The sequence below is a fragment of the Curtobacterium sp. PhB142 genome, assembly GCF_004341255.1.
GTDB lineage: Bacteria > Actinomycetota > Actinomycetes > Actinomycetales > Microbacteriaceae > Curtobacterium.
This window is the reverse complement of the sequence record NZ_SLUT01000003.1, coordinates 265,534-281,870: the sequence shown is the minus strand read 5'-3', so window position 1 is coordinate 281,870 and position 16,337 is coordinate 265,534. Positions and strand designations below refer to the sequence as shown.

The following is a 16,337-nucleotide window of genomic DNA, read 5'->3' as shown; positions in this document are numbered from 1 at the left end:
CGGTAGGGTCGGGAGCATGACGATCGACCTGCCCCGTACCGCCCTGCTCGGCGTCGGCTCCATGTCCGGCTCGGTCCTCGACGGCCTGCTCGCCGCCGGACTCGACCCGGCGACCGTGACCCTCACGACGAAGTCCGAGGCGTCGGCGGCCGCCCACCGGGAGCGCGGGCTCGACGCCACCGCGAGCGACACCGACCCCGACGCGAACCGCTCGGCCGTCCGTGGCGCGGCACTCGTCGTCGTCGGTGTGAAGCCGTACGTGATCGCGGACCTGCTCGACGAGGTCGCCGCCGACCTGGAGCCCGGTGCGGTGCTGGTCAGCGTGGCGGTCGGCACCACCACCGCGAGCATGGAGGCGCGGGTGCCGGCCGGGGTCCGCGTCGTCCGGGCGCTGCCGAACACGCCGATCGGCGTCGGCCACGGCGTCACCGGGATCAGCGCCGGGGCATCGGCGGACGCCGAGGCCGTCGCGCTCGCGTCGTCGGTGTTCACGGCGTCAGGACGGGTGCTCGAGGTGCCCGAGGCGCAGCTCGACGCCCTGTCGGCGGTGTCCGGCTCGGGCCCGGCCTACGTCTTCCTGCTCGTCGAGGAGTGGCAGCGTGCCGCGGAGGCGCTGGGCTTCGCCCCCGAGCAGGCGGCCGCGATGGTGCAGGGCACGCTCCGGGGTGCCGTCGAGCTGCTCGACCGGTCGGATCGCGGACCCGCAGACCTGCGGCGTGCCGTCACGAGCCCGAAGGGCACCACCGAGCGGGCCGTCGCGGTGCTGCAGGACGCCGACCTGGCCGACACGTTCCTGCGCGCGTCGCGCGCGGCGATCGCGCGCGCGGAGGAGATCGCGGCGTCGTAGCCGCGGTCGGGACTACTCGTAGGCGGCGAAGCGCTCCAGGTCCGTCTCGGACCCCGAGACGATGATCACGTCGTTCTCGCCGATGATGCTCTCCGGCGTCGCCGGCACGAACGGGCTGCCCGGCGGCTTGATGCCGAGCACCGTCAGGCCGAACCGCGTGCGGATCACCGTGGTCGCGAGGTCCTTGCCGCGCACCGCCCGCGGCGGGAACATCTTCACCACCGCGAAGTCGTCGTCGAACTCGATGAAGTCGAGCATGCGCCCGGACACCAGGTGTGCCGTGCGCTCGCCGGCCTCGCGCTCCGGGTAGACGACGTGGTTCGCGCCGATGCGGGACAGGATCGTGCCGTGCGACCGGCTGATGGCCTTCGCCCAGATCTGCGGGATGCCGAGGTCGACCAGGTTCGCGGTGATCAGCACGCTCGACTCCAGGTCGCTGCCCGTGCCGACGACCGCGATCGCGAAGTCCTGCGCACCGATCTGGCGCAGGGCGTCGATGTCGGTCGCATCGGCCTGCACGGCGTGCGTGACCCGGTCCGACCACTTCTGCACCAGGCCCGGGTCGGTGTCGACGACCAGCACCTCGCGGTCCTGCCGTTCGAGCTGACCGGCGGTGGCGGCGCCGAACCGGCCGAGGCCGATGACGAGCACGGGTGCGTCGTGACTGATCGCACCCATCGGGTGCGGGGGACGGGTTCGGTCAGCCAACGATCGGCCTCTCCTCGGGACGGCGGAACAGTTGCCGGCTCTGACTCGCGGCCAGGGCTGCGGCGATCGTCACTGTACCGACCCGGCCGAGGAACATGGTGGCGGCCAGGACGTACTTGCCGGACTCGGGCAGGTTCGCGGAGACACCCGAGGACAGCCCACTGGTGGAGAACGCCGAGATCACCTCGAACAGGACACGGTCGAGCGAATCGTCCGTGATCTGCAGGAGCACCACGGTCGCGACGGCCACGATCGTCGCCCCCCAGAGCACGATGGCGACCGCGACCCGCAGCACGTCGCTCGGGATGCGGCGGCCGAACGCCTCCATGCTCTGCCGGCCCCGGGCCTCGGCGACTGCGGCGAGGAACAGCACGGCGAGCGTCGTGACCTTGATGCCGCCGGCGGTCGAGGCCGACCCGCCGCCGATGAACATGAGCATGTCGGTGACGAGCAGGCTCGAGCCGTTCAGCTGGTCGAAGTCGACGAGCGAGAAGCCACCGGACCGGGTCATCGTCGACAGGAAGAGGGCCTGGAACGCGGTCCGTCCCGCGCCTTCCTCGCCGAAGGTCGTCGGGTTCGACGCCTCGAGCGCGGTGTAGACGATCGCACCGCCGATGAGCAGGACGGCGCTCGTGGCCAGCGTGAGCTTGACGTGGATGGGCCAGCGGCGCGGCGTGCGGAGCTGCTTCGTCAGGGTGCGGATGACCGGGAAGCCGATCGACCCCGCGACGACACCGATCATCAGGAGCGTCAGGAACCAGTAGTCGTGGGCGAACGGGTCGAGGCCGTCCGCGTTCGGTGAGAAGCCGGTGTTCGTGAACGCCATGGCGGCGTAGTAGAAGGAGTCGCCGACCGCGGTCCAGAACGGGATGCCGGCGATCAGCACGGACGGCAGCAGCAGCAGGCCGAGGACGATCTCGATCGACAGGGTGCTCACCGCGACCGTGGCGAGCAGGGTGCCGACCTCGCCGAGGCGGACGGCCTGCCCCTCGGGGACCGCCCCGTGGTGGGTGCGGAGCGGGTTCGAGTCGCCCGCGGCCATCAGCTTCGCGCGGAGCCCGAGCTTGCGGGTCACGAAGAGCCCGAGGATCGACGCGAAGGTCAGGACGCCCACCGCACCGATCTGCGTCCCGATCACCACGAGGACCTTGCCGAACACCGACCAGTGCGTGGCCATGTCGACGGTCGCGAGGCCCGTGACGCAGACCACCGACGCCGCCGTGAACAGCGCGTCGGAGAAGTGCGTGCCGGTCCCGTCGGCTGCCGCCCACGGGGTCATGAACAGCGATGTGAACACGAAGATGAGGGCGACGAACACCAGGATCGCCAGACGTGACGGCGACGAGCGCAGGACCGTCGCGATCCGTCCGCCGCGTCGTCGGGTGACGGTCACGTGCCGCGGGAGCGGCTCGGTACGGTCGAGCATCGTATGCCTCCGAGGACATGGGCCGGGACGGTTCGTCATGGTACATCCGTGGTGCCCCGGCTAGCCTTGCCCGCATGGCCGACATCTTCTCCGTCGTGGCGGACCCCACGAGGCGCGAGCTGCTCGGGACCCTCCTCGCCGCGTACGGATCGGACGTCACCGGCGGGGAACTCAGCGTCGGGCAACTGGTCGAACGACTGGGCGTCAGCCAGCCGACGGTGTCGAAGCACCTCCGGGTCCTGCGCGACATCGGACTCGTCACCAGCCGCGAAGAAGGGCAGCACCGCTTCTACCGGCTCGACCCGGAACCGCTCGTGTCGCTGGAGGACTGGGTCCTGCCGTTCACCGGCGCGGTCGACGCCGACGGCATGCCCGCGACCACGGCCTGGACCCCCGACGGTCAGCCCGTGTCCGTCCGCCGGAACGGTGCTGCCGGCAAGACCACCGTCGAGGTCGGGACCGAGCTCGGGCGTGTCATGGCCGAGGCGTCCTACCGGGCCACCGCGGCGATCTCCGGTGCGCAGCAGGGCTGGGAGCGTGTCGTCGACCGCAGCCGCAAGCGCTTCACCCGCCGCGGCGACGAAGACTGAGCCTGGACACTGGGTCGCACGCGCCTCTACAGTTGCCAGTGACCACACAGGTCACACCAAACCCGTGCGCGGATCGCGTGCGAGCCACCGAAGGCGGATCATGACCGGCAGTTTCGACGACGTGCGCTTCCTCACCGTCGCTGAGGTCGCCGAGATGATGCGTGTCTCGAAGATGACCGTGTACCGCATGGTCCACGCCGGTGAGCTCCCCGCCATCCGTTTCGGCCGGTCCTTCCGTGTCCCCGAGTCAGCCGTCGCCGACGTGCTGCGCGGCGGCATCGCAGACGTCGGCTGAGCGCACACCCGTCCGTTCCGGGCGCGTTCGACATCGCGTCAGCCCTCCGGTAGACTCGGCCGGGTTGATTTTCCGCGGTCTCGACGGCCCGGTGTCCGATACATCAGCACAGTCCGAGCGAGGTCCACATGGGTTCTGTCATCAAGAAGCGTCGCAAGCGCATGGCGAAGAAGAAGCACCGCAAGCTGCTTCGCAAGACGCGCCACCAGCGTCGCAACAAGAAGTAGGCCCCGAGCCTGCAGCGTCAAGCCCCGGTTCGCCGGGGCTTTCGCATTCCCCAGGGGACGCGGACCGCGGGCTACGCTGGAGCCATGCCCGCAGTGACGTTCCTGACGAAGCCCGGATGCCACCTCTGCGACGATGCACGGCCCGTGGTCGAACGCGTCGTCGCCGAACACCCCGGCGTGACCCTGCAGGAACGCTCGATCCTCGACGACGACGCCCTCCGCCAGGAGTACGCGGAGGACATCCCCGTCGTGCTGGTCGACGGGCGCGTCCACAGCAACTGGCACGTCGACGCCGACCGGCTCGCACGTGCCCTCGAGAAGGCCGGTTCCCCCGCATGATCTCCCACGTCGTCGCCTGGACCCTGCGCGAAGACCTCGACCGCGCCGCGACCATCGCCCGGATCCGCGAACTCCTGACCGGCCTGACCGGCACCATCGGGTCGATCCGTTCGCTCGAGGTCGTCGAGAACGTCGCCTACCCGGAGAAGAACAGCGACGTCGCCGTCGTCGCGTCGTTCGACGACCTCGCCGGACTCGACGAGTACCAGGTGCACCCGGACCACCAGGCTGCCGCAGCCGAGATCCGTGGACTGGTCACGGGGCGGGCTGCCATCGACTGGCAGAGCTGAGCCGGGCCTCCCGTCCCGCCCCCGGTGCTGCGTGCGCTGCGGCGCTTCGTGAGCAGGAATGGTCGCCTCCCGTATCGGGAGGCGACCATTTCTGCTCACCATGTGCGCTCGCGCGGGGCGCCGCGCGATGTGACTACGGGGTCAGGCGCGTCGGTCCACGGAAGAGGTACGTGACCTCGCGGATGGACGGCTCACCCAACATGAGCATGAGCACGCGCGCAAGGCCCATACCGAACCCACCGTGCGGCGGCACGCCGTAGCGGAAGAAGTCGAGGTACCAGCCGAGCTCCTCGGGGTCGAGGCCCTTCTCGACGGCCTGCGCCTCGAGCACGTCGACGCGGTGCTCGCGCTGTGCGCCCGTGGAGATCTCCGCGCCGTTGAAGATGAGGTCGTAGCTGTTCGTGAGCGAGGGGTCGCCCGGCTTGCGCATGTGGTAGTACGGCCGGATCGAGGCGTCGTACTCGGTGACGAACACGAACTCCGAACCGTGGTGCTCCTTCGCCCAGGCGGCGACGCGGCGCTCACCCTCGGGGTCCAGGTCGCCGTCGGCGCGGACGACGTCGTGGCCGCTGTCGGCCACGATCTTCCGGGCCTCGGCCAGGGTCACGCGGGGGAACGGCGTCGCGGGGACCTGCAGCTCGAAGCCGAAGACCTCTTCGATGTCCTTGCCGTACTTCTCCTTGACCGCGGTGATGCCGGCGACCAGGACTTCTTCGTGCATCGCCATGACGTCTTCGTGGGACTCGATCCACGAGAACTCAGCGTCGACGCTCGTGAACTCGGTCGCGTGGCGGCTCGTGAAGGAGGGGTCCGCGCGGAACGCGTCGGCGATCTCGAACACGGCGCCGAAGCCGGCCGGCTGGGCCATCTGCTTGAAGTTCTGCGGCGACTGCGCCAGGTAGGCGGTCGTCTCGAAGTACTCGAGCTGGAAGAGCTCGGCGCGCGACTCGGACGCCGACGCCATCAGCTTCGGGGTGTGGATCTCGATGTAGTCGCGGTCCACCCAGTAGGTGCGGAACGCGTGCTCCAGGGTCGTCTGGATGCGGAAGATGAGGTTCTGCTTGCGGTTGCGCAGGTCCAGGAAGCGCCAGTCGAGCCGCTTGTCGAGCGACGAGTCGTCGGCGATCGGGGTCTCCGGGATCGCGGCGCTCACCACCTCGAGCGTGCCGACCTTGACCTCGAGCCCGCCGAGCTTGACGCGCTCGTCGTGCTTCAGGGTGCCGGTGGCGTGGATGAAGGTGCCGTGGGCGAGGGCTGAGATCTCGGTGGTGGTGGCGAGCGCGGCCTGGGCGGCGTCGTCACCGTCCGCGGCCTCGCGCGTGGCGGGGTTCACGAGCTGGACGGCGCCGGATTCGTCGCGGAGGACGACGAACTGCACCTTCTTCTGGTCTCGGACGGTCTCGACCCATCCGGCCACGGAGACGGGGCCGTCGGGGAGGGCAGCGAGGTCGGCGATGCGGGTGCGTTCGATCACGGTGGTCGAGTCTAACCGTCTGCGTGCGGCGGCGTCGGTCCGCAGGGTGTTCCCCTCCACAGGGCGGCTCGCTTCCGGCGTCGTCCACAGGTCTGACCGGGAGGCCCGTGGGGCGTCGAGTGGGTCCGTAGCGTTCTCGACGTGGCCGGGTCGCGAGACGAGAGGGGGACCGGGTGGGGACGGGGACGGGGGAGCTCGCGACCTGGCCGCCTGCGGCGGTCGCGGTCGTGGCAGCAGCGCTGTGCACGGCGGCGTTCACGCTGCTCGCGGCGTTCGTCGGTGGGCTGTGGGCGGTCGTCCGGTGGCGGCGGGACGTCGCGCGCGAGCAGCGGGACCGGGCGTGGTCGCGCTTCGTCTGGACGGTGGACCAGACGTGCGCCGACGACATCGGTCGCGCTGAGCTCGGTCGTGCCAGCGCGAAAGCGATGTACGAAATGCAGATTCTTCGCGACGACGACGAGGCGGTGGGCAACATCGTGTTGGAACTCATCACGGGAAGAGAGGCAACGTGGACGAACACGGAGTGACGGAGCGTGATCCGGTGGTCGAGCTCTTGGAGCGTCGAGAGGCCGAGTGGCGAGAACGCATCAGGCGGAAGTACCGGTTCCGACCGAGGAAGGCGCGCCGTGTCATCTGGGAGCACGACGAGATCCGACGTCGCTTGCGCGAGTGGGACGCAGCCCACCACGAGCGCGCGCGACTCCGCGCCGAGCGCGCGCGACTCCGCGCCGAGCGTGCGCGCCCGGGGGCCACTGCGGCGGTGGGTGCCGCACGGTCAGGGGAGCGAAGCGCGGAGTGACCCCAGGGTGCCGATGAACTCCTCGGCCATGCCGGCGCGCTCGACGAGCTTGGCGTGCCGGGCCCGGGCGTCGTCGAGGTACTCGTCGAGGCGTGCAGCCAGCGCGGGCTCGTCGTCGGGGTCCTTCGCCGCCAGCGCGTCGACGACCCGCAGCAGGTCCGCCATCTCGTCGAGCGTGAACCCGAGTGGCTTCATGCGGCGGATCACGAGCAGCCGGTCCAGGTCCTGCGCGGTGTAGACCCGGAACCCGCCCGTGGTGCGGCCGCTCGGCACGAGCAGCCCGACCTCGTCGTAGTGGCGGATCGTCCGCAGGGACATGCCGGCACGGTCCGCCAGCTCGCCGATGTGCATCGTGTCCGGGGTGTCGGTGGTGCTCACAGTGCACAACTCTACCCTCACGTGAGGGTAGAGTTCCGATCGATGTCCGTGATCACACACGCGCCGGCGGCCCCGAGCGTCCTCACCGCCCTCCGCTCACCCCGCATGCTGACCCGCGAGGTCCTCGCCGGTGTCGTCACCGCGCTCGCGCTCATCCCCGAGGCGATCTCGTTCTCCGTCGTCGCCGGGGTCGACCCCGCGGTCGGCCTGTTCTCGAGCGTCATCATCGCCGTCGTCATCTCGATCGTCGGCGGCCGTCCGGCGATGGTGTCCGCCGCGGCCGGTTCGGTGGCCCTGGTCATCGCGCCGCTCGTCCGTGAACACGGCATCGAGTACCTCGTGCCCGCGATCGTCCTCGGTGGCGTGTTCCAGCTCGTGCTCGGGTTCCTCGGGGTCGCGCGCCTGATGCGCTTCATCCCGCGCAGCGTCAACGTGGCGTTCGTCAACGCGTTGGCCATCCTCATCTTCACCGCGCAGCTGCCCAACCTGCTCGGCCCCGACGTCCCGTTCGTCGTCTGGCCGCTCACCGCCCTCGGCATCGCGATCATCGTCGGCTTCCCGTTCCTGACCAAGGCGGTGCCCGCGCCGCTCATCGCGGTCGTCGTGATCACCGGCATCACCATGCTCTTCAGCGTCGTCGTCCCCACGGTCGGCGACGAGGGCGAGCTGCCCACCGCACTTCCCGGGTTCAACGGCATCGTCACCCCCTTGTCCTTCGAGACGCTGCAGATCATCGCGCCGTACGCGTTCGGCGTCGCGATCGTCGGCCTCATCGAGACCCTGTTGACCGCGCAGCTCGTCGACTCCATCACCGAGACCGGCTCGAGCAAGTGGCGGGAGTCCTGGGGGCAGGGCGTCGCCAACATCGCGTCGGCCTTCTTCGGCGGCACGGGTGGTTGCGCGATGATCGGCCAGACGGTCATCAACGTGAAGACCGCGGGCGCACGGACCCGGATCTCGACCTTCGTCGCCGGTGCGTCGGTCCTCGTCCTGACGATCGTGCTGCACGACCTCGTGGCCGAGATCCCGATGGCTGCGCTGACCGCCGTGATGCTCATGGTGTGCGTGGCGACCTTCGACTGGCACAGCATCCGTCCGCGAACCCTGCGGCGGATGCCCCTCGGGGAGACCGCCGTCATGCTCATCACCGTCGTGGTGGTCGTCGTGACCGAGAACCTCGCGACCGGCGTGCTCGTCGGGGTCGTCGTCGCAGCACTGGTCTTCGCTCGCCGGGCGGCGCACGTCGTCACCGTCGTCCGCGAGCCGGTCGACGAGCACACCGTGCGGTACCGGGTGCGCGGCGCCCTGTTCTTCGCGTCGTCGAACGACGTCGTCACGCGGTTCTCCTACGCCGTGGACCCGGAGCACGTGGTCATCGACCTGTCCGACGCGCACGTCTTCGACGCCTCGACGGTCGCGGCGCTGGACGGCGTCGAGCAGCGGTTCGCCAAGCACGGGTCCACGGTCGAGGTCGTGGGCCTCAACACCGGGTCGGTGGCCATCCACGGGCGGTTGTCGGGCGAGCTCGGCTGAGCGCTTCCGCATCCGGTGAATCGGCTGTGGGGCCGGTGAGCACCGGTGGGCGACCTACACTGGAACCCATGCCCGCCACCCGACTCCACCTCGTCCGGCACGGTGAGGTGCACAACCCCGACCGCGTCCTGTACGGGCGGCTCCCGGGCTTCGGACTGAGCGACCTCGGCAAGCAGATGGCCCTCGCCTCGGCGACCGCGTGGAAGGACGCCGGTGTCGACGTGCGCCGGATCGTCGCCTCGCCGCTGCAGCGCACGCAGGAGTCCGCGGCGCCGTGGTCGGCCGCGTACGGGCTCGACGTCACGCTGGACGAGCGCCTGATCGAGCCGACGAACCGGTACGAGGGGCAGCCCCCGGGCTTCACGAAGCGTTCGCTCGGCCGTCCGGCGGAGTGGCCCTGGATCGCGAACCCGTTCCGGCCGAGCTGGGGCGAGGCGTACGAGTCGATCGCGAACCGCATGCTCGCCGCGATGACCACGGCGTGGGAGAGCGTGGACGGCGGCGACGTCGTCCTGGTCAGCCACCAGCTGCCGATCTGGACGGTCCACCGGAAGCTCGCGGGGGAGTCGCTCTGGCACGACCCACGCAAGCGCCGCTGCGACCTGTCGAGCATCACGACCGTCGAACGGGTACCCGCCACGTCGACCGGTCGGTTCACCGAGGTCGGGTACACGGATCCCGCGCAGGAGCTGCGCGCGACCGCCATCGACGAAGGAGCAGTGTGAGCGTCATCAGCAAGCGGTTCGCGGTCCTCGCAGCGACGGCGGTCGCCGCGGCGCTCGTCCTGTCCGGGTGCTCGTCGGACAACGGTGGCCTCGCCAAGCAGTACGGCAACGGCACCACCCAGAACTACATCTCCGGCGACGGCGCGGTGACCGAGGTCACCGCCGACAAGCGGTCCGACGCGGTCGACTTCGAGGCGAAGGACTCCGACGGCGACACCGTCTCGTCGAAGGACCTCAAGGGCAAGGTCGTCGTCTTGAACTTCTGGTACGCGAGCTGCCCGCCGTGCCGCGCCGAGGCGAAGTACCTCAACGAGGTGCACGAGTCCTACGCCGGTGCCGACGACGTCGCGTTCATCGGCGTCAACGTCCGCGACGAGGCAGCGACCGCAGCCGCCTTCGAGCGCACCTTCGGCGTCGACTACCCGACCGTCCTCGACCAGAAGACCGGCACGATGCAGCTCGCCCTGTCCGGTCAGATCGCCCCGAACGCCGTGCCGGCCACGATCGTCCTCGACACCAAGGGCCGTGTGGCTGCCCGGGTGCTCGGCGCCGTCGACGGCACGAGCATCCTGAAGACCCTGATCAGCGACGAAGTCGACGCCGGCAAGGCCTCCTGACCCGTGGCCTCCAACCCCTTCGCCGAGGCGATCCTCAGCGGCCAGATGGCCGTCGCGCTGCCCGTGGCGGCGCTCGCGGGACTCGTCTCGTTCCTGTCGCCGTGCGTGCTCCCGCTCGTGCCCGGCTACCTCGGGTACGTCGGTGGGATCGCCGAGGGCGGGCAGCGCCGCGGGCGGGTCGTGCTCGGCGTGCTCCTGTTCATCCTCGGCTTCACGGCGGTCTTCGTCGCGTACACGACGGTGTTCGGCGCGCTCGGGTTCTGGCTCGTGCGGTGGCGCGACCTCATCACGCAGATCCTGGGCGTCGTCGTCATCGCGATGGGGCTGGTGTTCGTCGGCCGGTTCACGTTCATGCAGCGCACCATCAAGCCGAGCTGGACGCCCGCGACCGGACTCGTCGGCGCCCCGCTGCTCGGCATCGTGTTCGGCCTCGGCTGGACCCCGTGCCTCGGCCCGACCCTCGCCGCCATCAACCTGCTCAGCGTGCAGTCGGGCAGTGCCTGGCAGGGCATGTGGCTCGGCGTCGCGTACTGCCTGGGCCTCGGCATCCCGTTCGTCCTCGTCGCCCTCGGGGCCGGCTGGGCGACCGGTGCGATCCGCGCCGTGAAGCGGCACATGCGCACCGTCAACATCATCGGAGGAGCGATCCTGATCGTCATCGGTCTGCTCATGGTCACCGGAATCTGGTCGGCCGTCATGTCGAGCGTCGGGGCGGTGATCCAGAGCTTTGTCCCCGCGGTCTGATCCCGAAACCGAAGCGACGGGCGCCGACACCGCGTCGGACCCGCAGCGACCGTCCGACCACGTCGACGGCTCCGGACCCGGCGACGCCGGCATCAACCAGCCGAAGCTCGGCTTCGTCGGCACGCTCCGGTTCTTCTGGCGACAGCTCACGAGCATGCGCACCGCGCTGTTCCTGCTCATGCTGCTCGCCCTCGCGGCGATCCCGGGCTCGCTCGTGCCGCAGCGTACCGCCGACCCGAACGGTGTCGTCCAGTACAAGGCCGACCACGCCACGCTCTACCCGATCCTCGACAAGCTGCAGGTCTTCGACACCTACACGTCGGTGTGGTTCTCGGCGATCTACCTGCTGCTGTTCGTCTCCCTGATCGGCTGCATCGTGCCGCGCACGAAGCACCACTGGCAGGCGCTCCGGACACGTCCGCCCCGGACCCCCGTCCACCTGACGCGACTGGCGGGCTTCCGCACCGTGGCGGTGCAGCCCGACGCGATGATCGACGGCACCACCGGGATCGACGTGACCACGGGCCTCCCGTCCAGCGAGCACGCGGTGACGCGCGCGATGGCGATCCTGAAGCGCTCCGGGTACCGCGTCGAGCGCTTCGGCGACTCGGTGAGCGCGGAGCGCGGCTACCTGCGCGAGACCGGCAACCTGGTGTTCCACGCGGCGCTCGTCGGTGTCCTGCTGGCCGTCGGTGTCGGCGGCGGGTTCGGGTTCACCGGCCAGCGGCTGCTGGTCGAGGGGCAGACGTTCTCGAACGTCCTCGGCTCCTACGACTCGTTCAACCCGGGTCGCTGGTTCCAGCAGACCGACCTCAAGGGCTACAACCTGACGCTCGACAAGTTCGTCACGAAGTACGAGGAGCGCAACCTCGACGCCCTCGGCCAGGCGCTCGACTACTCGGCGACCGTGACGAGCAAGGAGAAGGGCGGCGAGTCGACGACCAGCCGTCTGGGCGTGAACGACCCGCTGCACGTGGGCGGCACCAACGTCTACCTGCTCGGCAACGGCTACGCGATGAACGTCACGGTGCGCGACGGCGAGGGCAACGTGGCGTTCCAGGACGTCGTGCCGTTCCTGCCCGAGGACGCGAACTACACGTCCACCGGAGTCATCAAGGTGCCGGACGCGCTGCCGGACCAGCTCGGCATGGTCGGGTTCTTCTACCCGACAGCGTCGAAGCTCGCCTCGGGTGCGTACACGAGCGCCTACCCGGACACGCAGAACCCGCTGCTGACGCTGCAGGTCTACACCGGCGACCTCGGCCTCGACAGCGGCGTGCCGCAGAGCGTCTACACGCTCGACACCAAGGGCCTCACGCAGATCGCCGGCCGTCAGTCCGACACGGCGAGCATCGCGCTCGAGCCCGGGCAGACCAAGAAGCTGCCGAACGGTGCCGGGTCGATCACCTTCGACGGCGTCAAGCGCTACGTGTCGCTCGACGTGCACCACGACCCGTCGCAGGCGTGGGTCGCCGCCTTCGCGCTGCTCTCGACGCTCGGGCTGCTCACGTCGCTCTTCGTCCCGCGCCGACGCGTGTGGGTGAAGGTCGTCCCCCGCAAGGGTGCAGAGCACGGCGAGTACGACTTGGAGTACGCGGGCCTCGCCCGCGGTGAGGACCCCAACCTCGAACGGGCCGTCGCGGACATCGCACAGCGCCACACGTCGGACCTCGGAGTTAGGATGCCCCAGTGAACGACATGACCACGAACCTCGCGACCTACTCGGTCGTGCTGACGTACTCCGCGATGGCGGTCTACGTCATCGCGTTCATCTCGTTCGCGCTGGACATGGCGAAACGCTCCGGCGAGGTGACGGCAGCGGCGAAGAACGCTGGTGCGGACTCGGACGAAGCTGCGGCGACCGCCTCGGTGGGCGCGGCCCACTCGGCGAAGACCGTCGCCACCGTCCGGGGCGGCACCGTCGTGCTCGAACCGGTCGCGGCACCCCCGGCGAACGCCGGCGGCTCGGCCGCGCGCGGCACGAAGTTCGAGCGCGTCGGCATGGCCATGACCGTCCTCGCGCTGGTGTTGCACGTCGCATCGGTGGTCCTGCGCGGCATCGCGGCCGACCGTGTGCCGTGGGGCAACATGTTCGAGTTCTCGCTCACCGGCACGGCGCTCATCACGCTCATCTTCCTGCTCGTGCAGTTCTGGCAGAACCTGAAGTTCCTCGGCGTCTTCATCACCGGGCTGACGATCATCCTGCTCGGCATCGCGACGGTGAACTACTGGGTCCCCGTCGTGCCGCTGCAGCCGGCGCTGCAGTCGTACTGGCTCGTCATCCACGTCTTCGTGGCGATCGCCGGCACCGGGTTCTTCGCGCTCGGTGCGGGGCTCGCGGTGGCGCAGCTCGTGCAGACGTACCGCCAGGGCCGGACCGCCTCGGGCAAGCTCCGCTTCATGGCGACCCTGCCGGACGCCGACCGCCTCGAGGTCCTGACCTACCGCGTCCTGCTCGTCGGCTTCGTCCTCTGGACCTTCACCCTGATCGCCGGTGCGGTCTGGGCGGAGCGTGCCTGGGGCCGGTACTGGGGTTGGGACACCAAGGAGGTCTGGACCTTCATCATCTGGGTCGTCTACGCCGGGTACATCCACGCCCGTGCGACCCGCGGCTGGCGCGGTGCGCGGTCGTCCTGGCTGGCGCTCATCGGCTTCGCCGCCGTGATGTTCAACTTCTCGGTCGTCAACGTCTTCTTCAAGGGCCTGCACAGCTACTCGGGCCTGTGAACGACGCGCGTCACTGACGCGGCTCTGGTCGCGACCAGGACCGGACGGGAGGCACGGTGCCAGCTGGCACCGTGCCTCCCGTCCGTCGTCCGGTCGCGTGCAGGGCCGGGAAGACGGGTCTACGCGGCGGCCAGTACGGCGTGCACCCGCGCCACCCGCGCGAGCCACCACGCCGTCCGCTCCGGCGACGCGGCGTTCCGGTCGAGCAGGTCCGCCGACACCGCGACCCGTCGCACCGGCACGCGGCCCCCGACGGGCAGCAGCGGGTCCACGGTGACGTCGGACGCGAACATCGCGGCGGTCCCGAGCCCGGCGGCGTACCCCGGGGACATCGCAGCCGCGGCGAGGAACGCGCCCATGCCGAGGCCCACCGAGGTGTCGAGCGCACTGGAGACCACGCACGGCAGCCCGGCCTCGGCGATGACCGTGCGCGCCGCGGTGACGCCCCCGAGCGGTTGTGCCTTGACGACCAGGACGTCAGCCGCTCCGGCTCGTGCGACGGCGAGGGGGTCAGCGGCCTTGCGGACGCTCTCGTCCGCGGCGATCCGCACCCCGAGGCCGTCGATCCGTGCCCGCAGCGCGGCGAGCTCCGGCACGGTCCGACAGGGCTGCTCGGCGTACTGCAGGTCGAAGGGGGCGAGGCGTTCGAGCCCCTCGGTGGCCTGGTCGACACTCCACAGCCCGTTGGCGTCCACCCGGACGGCGGCCGCGGGGCCCATCACCCGTCGGACCTCGGCGACCCGGGCGACGTCGTCGTCGACGGTGGTGCCGGGTTCGGCGACCTTGACCTTGGCGGTGGTGCACCCGGGGTAGCGCGCGAGCAGTGCGGCGACCTGGTCCGGGGCGATCGCCGGCACCGTGGCGTTCACCGGCACCGAGTCGGCGGCGGCCTCGTGCTCGGTCCAGCCGAAGTCGATCGCGCCCCGGAGCCACGCGGCGGCCTCGGCGTCGTCGTACTCGACGAAGGGTGAGAACTCGGTCCAGCCCGAGGGGCCGCGGAGGACGAGCGCCTCGCGCGTGGTGATGCCGCGGAACCGCACCCGCATGGGCAGGGCGACCACGTGCGCGTCGGCGGTGAGTTCGGCGAGGTCGGGGAGCACGTCGGCCATCCTCCCACCGCACCCAGGGCACCTGCCGGTTCCTCGGAGGGGACCGCCAGGGCAGGGCATTAGCATGCATCGGTCGGCCTCGGTCGGCACTGGTCACGACCCGGATCGAACCGTCCGGAACGAGGGAGGCGCGGTGGCGCGGGAACCGCAGCAGCGTGCGCAGCGCCCCGGTCGCGACACCGACGAGTTCGCGCGGCTCATGCAGCAGAACACCGTCGACGTCCGCCAGACGGCGGGTCGGAAGCGCCGCAGCCCGATCGTCGGCAAGATCGCCCTCGGCCTCGCGGTGGTGTCCGCCGCGGTGGACGCCAGCGCCTTCGCGGTCTTCATGGGCGGTGACACCGAGTTCGCGTTCGGGATCTGCTTCGTCGTGGTCTTCCTGACCCTCATCGCGGCGGTGCTCGGCTTCGTCGCGGCCGTCGGTGGCCTCGGCCGGTGGTACGGGGCGATCGGTGTCGTGGTGGCCTTCTTCGCCAACCCGGTGATCCTCATCGTGATCCTGGTGTTCGTCGCCCCTGAGGTCCTGACCGGCATGGGCGCCTGACCGGCGGCGGTACGTTGGGGGCATGGCTGCTCCCGTCTCCGACCTGTTCGACCCCGACGTCTGGACCGCGGCTCCGATCGCGGAGCAGTTCACGGACATCACGTACCACAAGCACGTCTCCAAGGGGATCGTCCGGGTCGCGTTCGACCGGCCCGAGGTACGGAACGCCTTCCGTCCGCGCACCGTCGACGAGCTCTACCGGGCGCTCGACGACGCCCGCCAGGACCCCCGCGTCGGCGTGGTCCTGCTGACCGGCAACGGCCCGAGCCCGAAGGACGGCGGCTGGGCGTTCTGCTCCGGCGGCGACCAGCGCATCCGGGGGCGCAGCGGCTACCAGTACGTCGGCGACGAGGGTGCGCCGCCCGAGGGAGTCGACCCGGCCGCCGCGCAGGCGTCGATGGGACGACTGCACATCCTCGAGGTGCAGCGCCTGATCCGCATGATGCCCAAGGTCGTCATCGCCGTGGTCCCCGGTTGGGCAGCCGGCGGCGGGCACTCGCTGCACGCGATCTGCGACCTGACCATCGCGAGCGCCGAGCACGGCAGGTTCAAGCAGACCGACGCCGACGTCGGGTCGTTCGACGGCGGCTACGGCAGCGCCTACTACGCCAAGCAGATCGGCCAGAAGTTCGCGCGCGAGGTCTTCTTCCTCGCGCAGGAGTACTCGGCGCAGCGTGCGTACGAGATGGGTGCGGTGAACGCGGTCGTCCCGCACGAGGACCTCGAGCGTGAGGCGATCCGCTGGGGTGAGATCGTCCTCGGCAAGTCCCCGACGGCGATCCGGATGCTCAAGTACGCGTTCAACGCCGTCGACGACGGGATGGTCGGCCAGCAGGTCTTCGCGGGCGAGGCGACGCGGCTCGCCTACGGCACCGACGAGGCCGTCGAGGGCCGCGACTCGTTCCTCGAGAAGCGCGCCCCCGAGTGGACGTCGTTCCCGTGGCACTACTGAGCCCGGCGGTGCC

Annotated in this window: 20 protein-coding genes; 15 read left to right on the top strand and 5 right to left on the bottom strand. The window is 70.3% G+C overall.

The features are described from left to right. Positions 1 to 16 precede the first annotated feature (16 nt). Positions 17 to 847, top strand: coding sequence for a pyrroline-5-carboxylate reductase (gene proC, locus EDF31_RS07580; protein WP_123292083.1), 831 nt, complete (start codon positions 17 to 19; stop codon positions 845 to 847). 12 nt (positions 848 to 859) lie between these two features. Here proC and EDF31_RS07575 read toward each other — a convergent pair whose 3' ends face one another. Further along, entirely contained in the window at positions 860 to 1,525 is a 666-nt protein-coding gene (locus EDF31_RS07575; protein ID WP_111084290.1) for a TrkA family potassium uptake protein, read from the bottom strand. Between the two features lie 22 nt (positions 1,526 to 1,547). Beyond that, a complete protein-coding gene (locus EDF31_RS07570) occupies positions 1,548 to 2,981 on the bottom strand; it encodes a potassium transporter TrkG (protein WP_123938603.1) in 1,434 nt (477 codons plus the stop codon). A 74-nt stretch (positions 2,982 to 3,055) separates the two neighbouring features. Between EDF31_RS07570 and EDF31_RS20180 the strand changes: the two genes are divergently transcribed. The 5 genes from EDF31_RS20180 (at position 3,056) to EDF31_RS07545 (ending at position 4,722) form a co-directional block, all read left to right on the top strand. Beyond that, on the top strand, positions 3,056 to 3,571 hold the full coding sequence (locus tag EDF31_RS20180) for a metalloregulator ArsR/SmtB family transcription factor (RefSeq protein ID WP_123292085.1): 516 nt from the start codon (positions 3,056 to 3,058) through the stop codon (positions 3,569 to 3,571). Positions 3,572 to 3,671: 100 nt separating this feature from the next. Further along, entirely contained in the window at positions 3,672 to 3,866 is a 195-nt protein-coding gene (locus tag EDF31_RS07560; protein WP_022902482.1) for a helix-turn-helix domain-containing protein, read from the top strand. Positions 3,867 to 3,994: 128 nt separating this feature from the next. Further along, positions 3,995 to 4,093: an AURKAIP1/COX24 domain-containing protein gene (locus tag EDF31_RS07555; RefSeq protein WP_003792170.1), complete on the top strand. Its 99-nt coding sequence runs from the start codon at positions 3,995 to 3,997 to the stop codon at positions 4,091 to 4,093. 84 nt (positions 4,094 to 4,177) lie between these two features. After that, positions 4,178 to 4,432: a glutaredoxin family protein gene (locus EDF31_RS07550; protein WP_123338836.1), complete on the top strand. Its 255-nt coding sequence runs from the start codon at positions 4,178 to 4,180 to the stop codon at positions 4,430 to 4,432. Next, a complete protein-coding gene (locus EDF31_RS07545; RefSeq protein WP_123292087.1) occupies positions 4,429 to 4,722 on the top strand; it encodes a Dabb family protein in 294 nt (97 codons plus the stop codon). The genes EDF31_RS07550 and EDF31_RS07545 overlap by 4 nt, the downstream gene beginning before the upstream one ends. A 133-nt stretch (positions 4,723 to 4,855) precedes the next feature. Here EDF31_RS07545 and aspS read toward each other — a convergent pair whose 3' ends face one another. Further along, positions 4,856 to 6,196: an aspartate--tRNA(Asn) ligase gene (aspS, locus tag EDF31_RS07540; protein WP_131845711.1), complete on the bottom strand. Its 1,341-nt coding sequence runs from the start codon at positions 6,194 to 6,196 to the stop codon at positions 4,856 to 4,858. Between the two features lie 173 nt (positions 6,197 to 6,369). Between aspS and EDF31_RS07535 the strand changes: the two genes are divergently transcribed. Then, positions 6,370 to 6,723 (top strand): hypothetical protein, encoded by a 354-nt coding sequence (locus tag EDF31_RS07535; RefSeq protein WP_131845710.1) that lies wholly within the window; start codon positions 6,370 to 6,372, stop codon positions 6,721 to 6,723. Between the two features lie 248 nt (positions 6,724 to 6,971). On the opposite strand, the gene EDF31_RS07530 is transcribed toward EDF31_RS07535, so the two are convergent. Then, positions 6,972 to 7,346, bottom strand: a complete 375-nt coding sequence (locus EDF31_RS07530; RefSeq protein WP_111084475.1) for a MerR family transcriptional regulator — start codon at positions 7,344 to 7,346, stop codon at positions 6,972 to 6,974. Between the two features lie 69 nt (positions 7,347 to 7,415). Between EDF31_RS07530 and EDF31_RS07525 the strand changes: the two genes are divergently transcribed. From EDF31_RS07525 to ccsB, 6 genes are all read left to right on the top strand, one after another. Continuing rightward, entirely contained in the window at positions 7,416 to 8,906 is a 1,491-nt protein-coding gene (locus EDF31_RS07525; RefSeq protein WP_131845709.1) for a SulP family inorganic anion transporter, read from the top strand. Positions 8,907 to 8,974: 68 nt separating this feature from the next. After that, entirely contained in the window at positions 8,975 to 9,631 is a 657-nt protein-coding gene (locus tag EDF31_RS07520; protein ID WP_123292091.1) for a histidine phosphatase family protein, read from the top strand. After that, the gene (locus tag EDF31_RS07515) at positions 9,628 to 10,248 is read left to right on the top strand and encodes a TlpA disulfide reductase family protein (protein WP_123339052.1); all 621 of its coding nucleotides are present in this window, start codon (positions 9,628 to 9,630) and stop codon (positions 10,246 to 10,248) included. Before EDF31_RS07520 ends, EDF31_RS07515 begins: the two co-directional genes overlap by 4 nt. 45 nt (positions 10,249 to 10,293) lie before the next feature. Further along, on the top strand, positions 10,294 to 10,992 hold the full coding sequence (locus EDF31_RS07510; protein WP_123292336.1) for a cytochrome c biogenesis protein CcdA: 699 nt from the start codon (positions 10,294 to 10,296) through the stop codon (positions 10,990 to 10,992). Beyond that, positions 10,976 to 12,685 (top strand): cytochrome c biogenesis protein ResB, encoded by a 1,710-nt coding sequence (locus tag EDF31_RS07505; protein WP_243649926.1) that lies wholly within the window; start codon positions 10,976 to 10,978, stop codon positions 12,683 to 12,685. Before EDF31_RS07510 ends, EDF31_RS07505 begins: the two co-directional genes overlap by 17 nt. 5 nt (positions 12,686 to 12,690) lie before the next feature. Then, positions 12,691 to 13,719 (top strand): c-type cytochrome biogenesis protein CcsB, encoded by a 1,029-nt coding sequence (gene ccsB, locus EDF31_RS07500; protein WP_131845852.1) that lies wholly within the window; start codon positions 12,691 to 12,693, stop codon positions 13,717 to 13,719. 119 nt (positions 13,720 to 13,838) lie between these two features. Here the strand turns inward: ccsB and EDF31_RS07495 are convergent, their stop codons facing one another. After that, entirely contained in the window at positions 13,839 to 14,828 is a 990-nt protein-coding gene (locus tag EDF31_RS07495) for an o-succinylbenzoate synthase (RefSeq protein ID WP_131845708.1), read from the bottom strand. Positions 14,829 to 14,961: 133 nt separating this feature from the next. Here EDF31_RS07495 and EDF31_RS07490 point away from each other — a divergent pair, with 133 nt between their 5' ends. After that, on the top strand, positions 14,962 to 15,372 hold the full coding sequence (locus EDF31_RS07490; protein ID WP_123292094.1) for a hypothetical protein: 411 nt from the start codon (positions 14,962 to 14,964) through the stop codon (positions 15,370 to 15,372). 22 nt (positions 15,373 to 15,394) lie between these two features. Then, positions 15,395 to 16,324 (top strand): 1,4-dihydroxy-2-naphthoyl-CoA synthase, encoded by a 930-nt coding sequence (locus EDF31_RS07485; protein WP_111084280.1) that lies wholly within the window; start codon positions 15,395 to 15,397, stop codon positions 16,322 to 16,324. Positions 16,325 to 16,337 lie beyond the last annotated feature (13 nt).

Excerpts from the sequence above, each read along its gene's own strand:
- proC (WP_123292083.1), top strand. The coding sequence starts at position 17 with ATGACGATCGACCTGCCCCGTACCGCCCTGCTCGGCGTCGGCTCCATG.
- EDF31_RS07575 (WP_111084290.1), bottom strand. The coding sequence starts at position 1,525 with ATGGGTGCGATCAGTCACGACGCACCCGTGCTCGTCATCGGCCTCGGC.
- EDF31_RS07570 (WP_123938603.1), bottom strand. The coding sequence starts at position 2,981 with ATGCTCGACCGTACCGAGCCGCTCCCGCGGCACGTGACCGTCACCCGA.
- EDF31_RS20180 (WP_123292085.1), top strand. The coding sequence starts at position 3,056 with ATGGCCGACATCTTCTCCGTCGTGGCGGACCCCACGAGGCGCGAGCTG.
- EDF31_RS07560 (WP_022902482.1), top strand. The coding sequence starts at position 3,672 with ATGACCGGCAGTTTCGACGACGTGCGCTTCCTCACCGTCGCTGAGGTC.
- EDF31_RS07555 (WP_003792170.1), top strand. The coding sequence starts at position 3,995 with ATGGGTTCTGTCATCAAGAAGCGTCGCAAGCGCATGGCGAAGAAGAAG.
- EDF31_RS07550 (WP_123338836.1), top strand. The coding sequence starts at position 4,178 with ATGCCCGCAGTGACGTTCCTGACGAAGCCCGGATGCCACCTCTGCGAC.
- EDF31_RS07545 (WP_123292087.1), top strand. The coding sequence starts at position 4,429 with ATGATCTCCCACGTCGTCGCCTGGACCCTGCGCGAAGACCTCGACCGC.
- EDF31_RS07530 (WP_111084475.1), bottom strand. The coding sequence starts at position 7,346 with ATGCACATCGGCGAGCTGGCGGACCGTGCCGGCATGTCCCTGCGGACG.
- EDF31_RS07525 (WP_131845709.1), top strand. The coding sequence starts at position 7,416 with ATGTCCGTGATCACACACGCGCCGGCGGCCCCGAGCGTCCTCACCGCC.
- EDF31_RS07520 (WP_123292091.1), top strand. The coding sequence starts at position 8,975 with ATGCCCGCCACCCGACTCCACCTCGTCCGGCACGGTGAGGTGCACAAC.
- EDF31_RS07510 (WP_123292336.1), top strand. The coding sequence starts at position 10,294 with ATGGCCGTCGCGCTGCCCGTGGCGGCGCTCGCGGGACTCGTCTCGTTC.
- ccsB (WP_131845852.1), top strand. The coding sequence starts at position 12,691 with ATGACCACGAACCTCGCGACCTACTCGGTCGTGCTGACGTACTCCGCG.
- EDF31_RS07495 (WP_131845708.1), bottom strand. The coding sequence starts at position 14,828 with ATGGCCGACGTGCTCCCCGACCTCGCCGAACTCACCGCCGACGCGCAC.
- EDF31_RS07485 (WP_111084280.1), top strand. The coding sequence starts at position 15,395 with ATGGCTGCTCCCGTCTCCGACCTGTTCGACCCCGACGTCTGGACCGCG.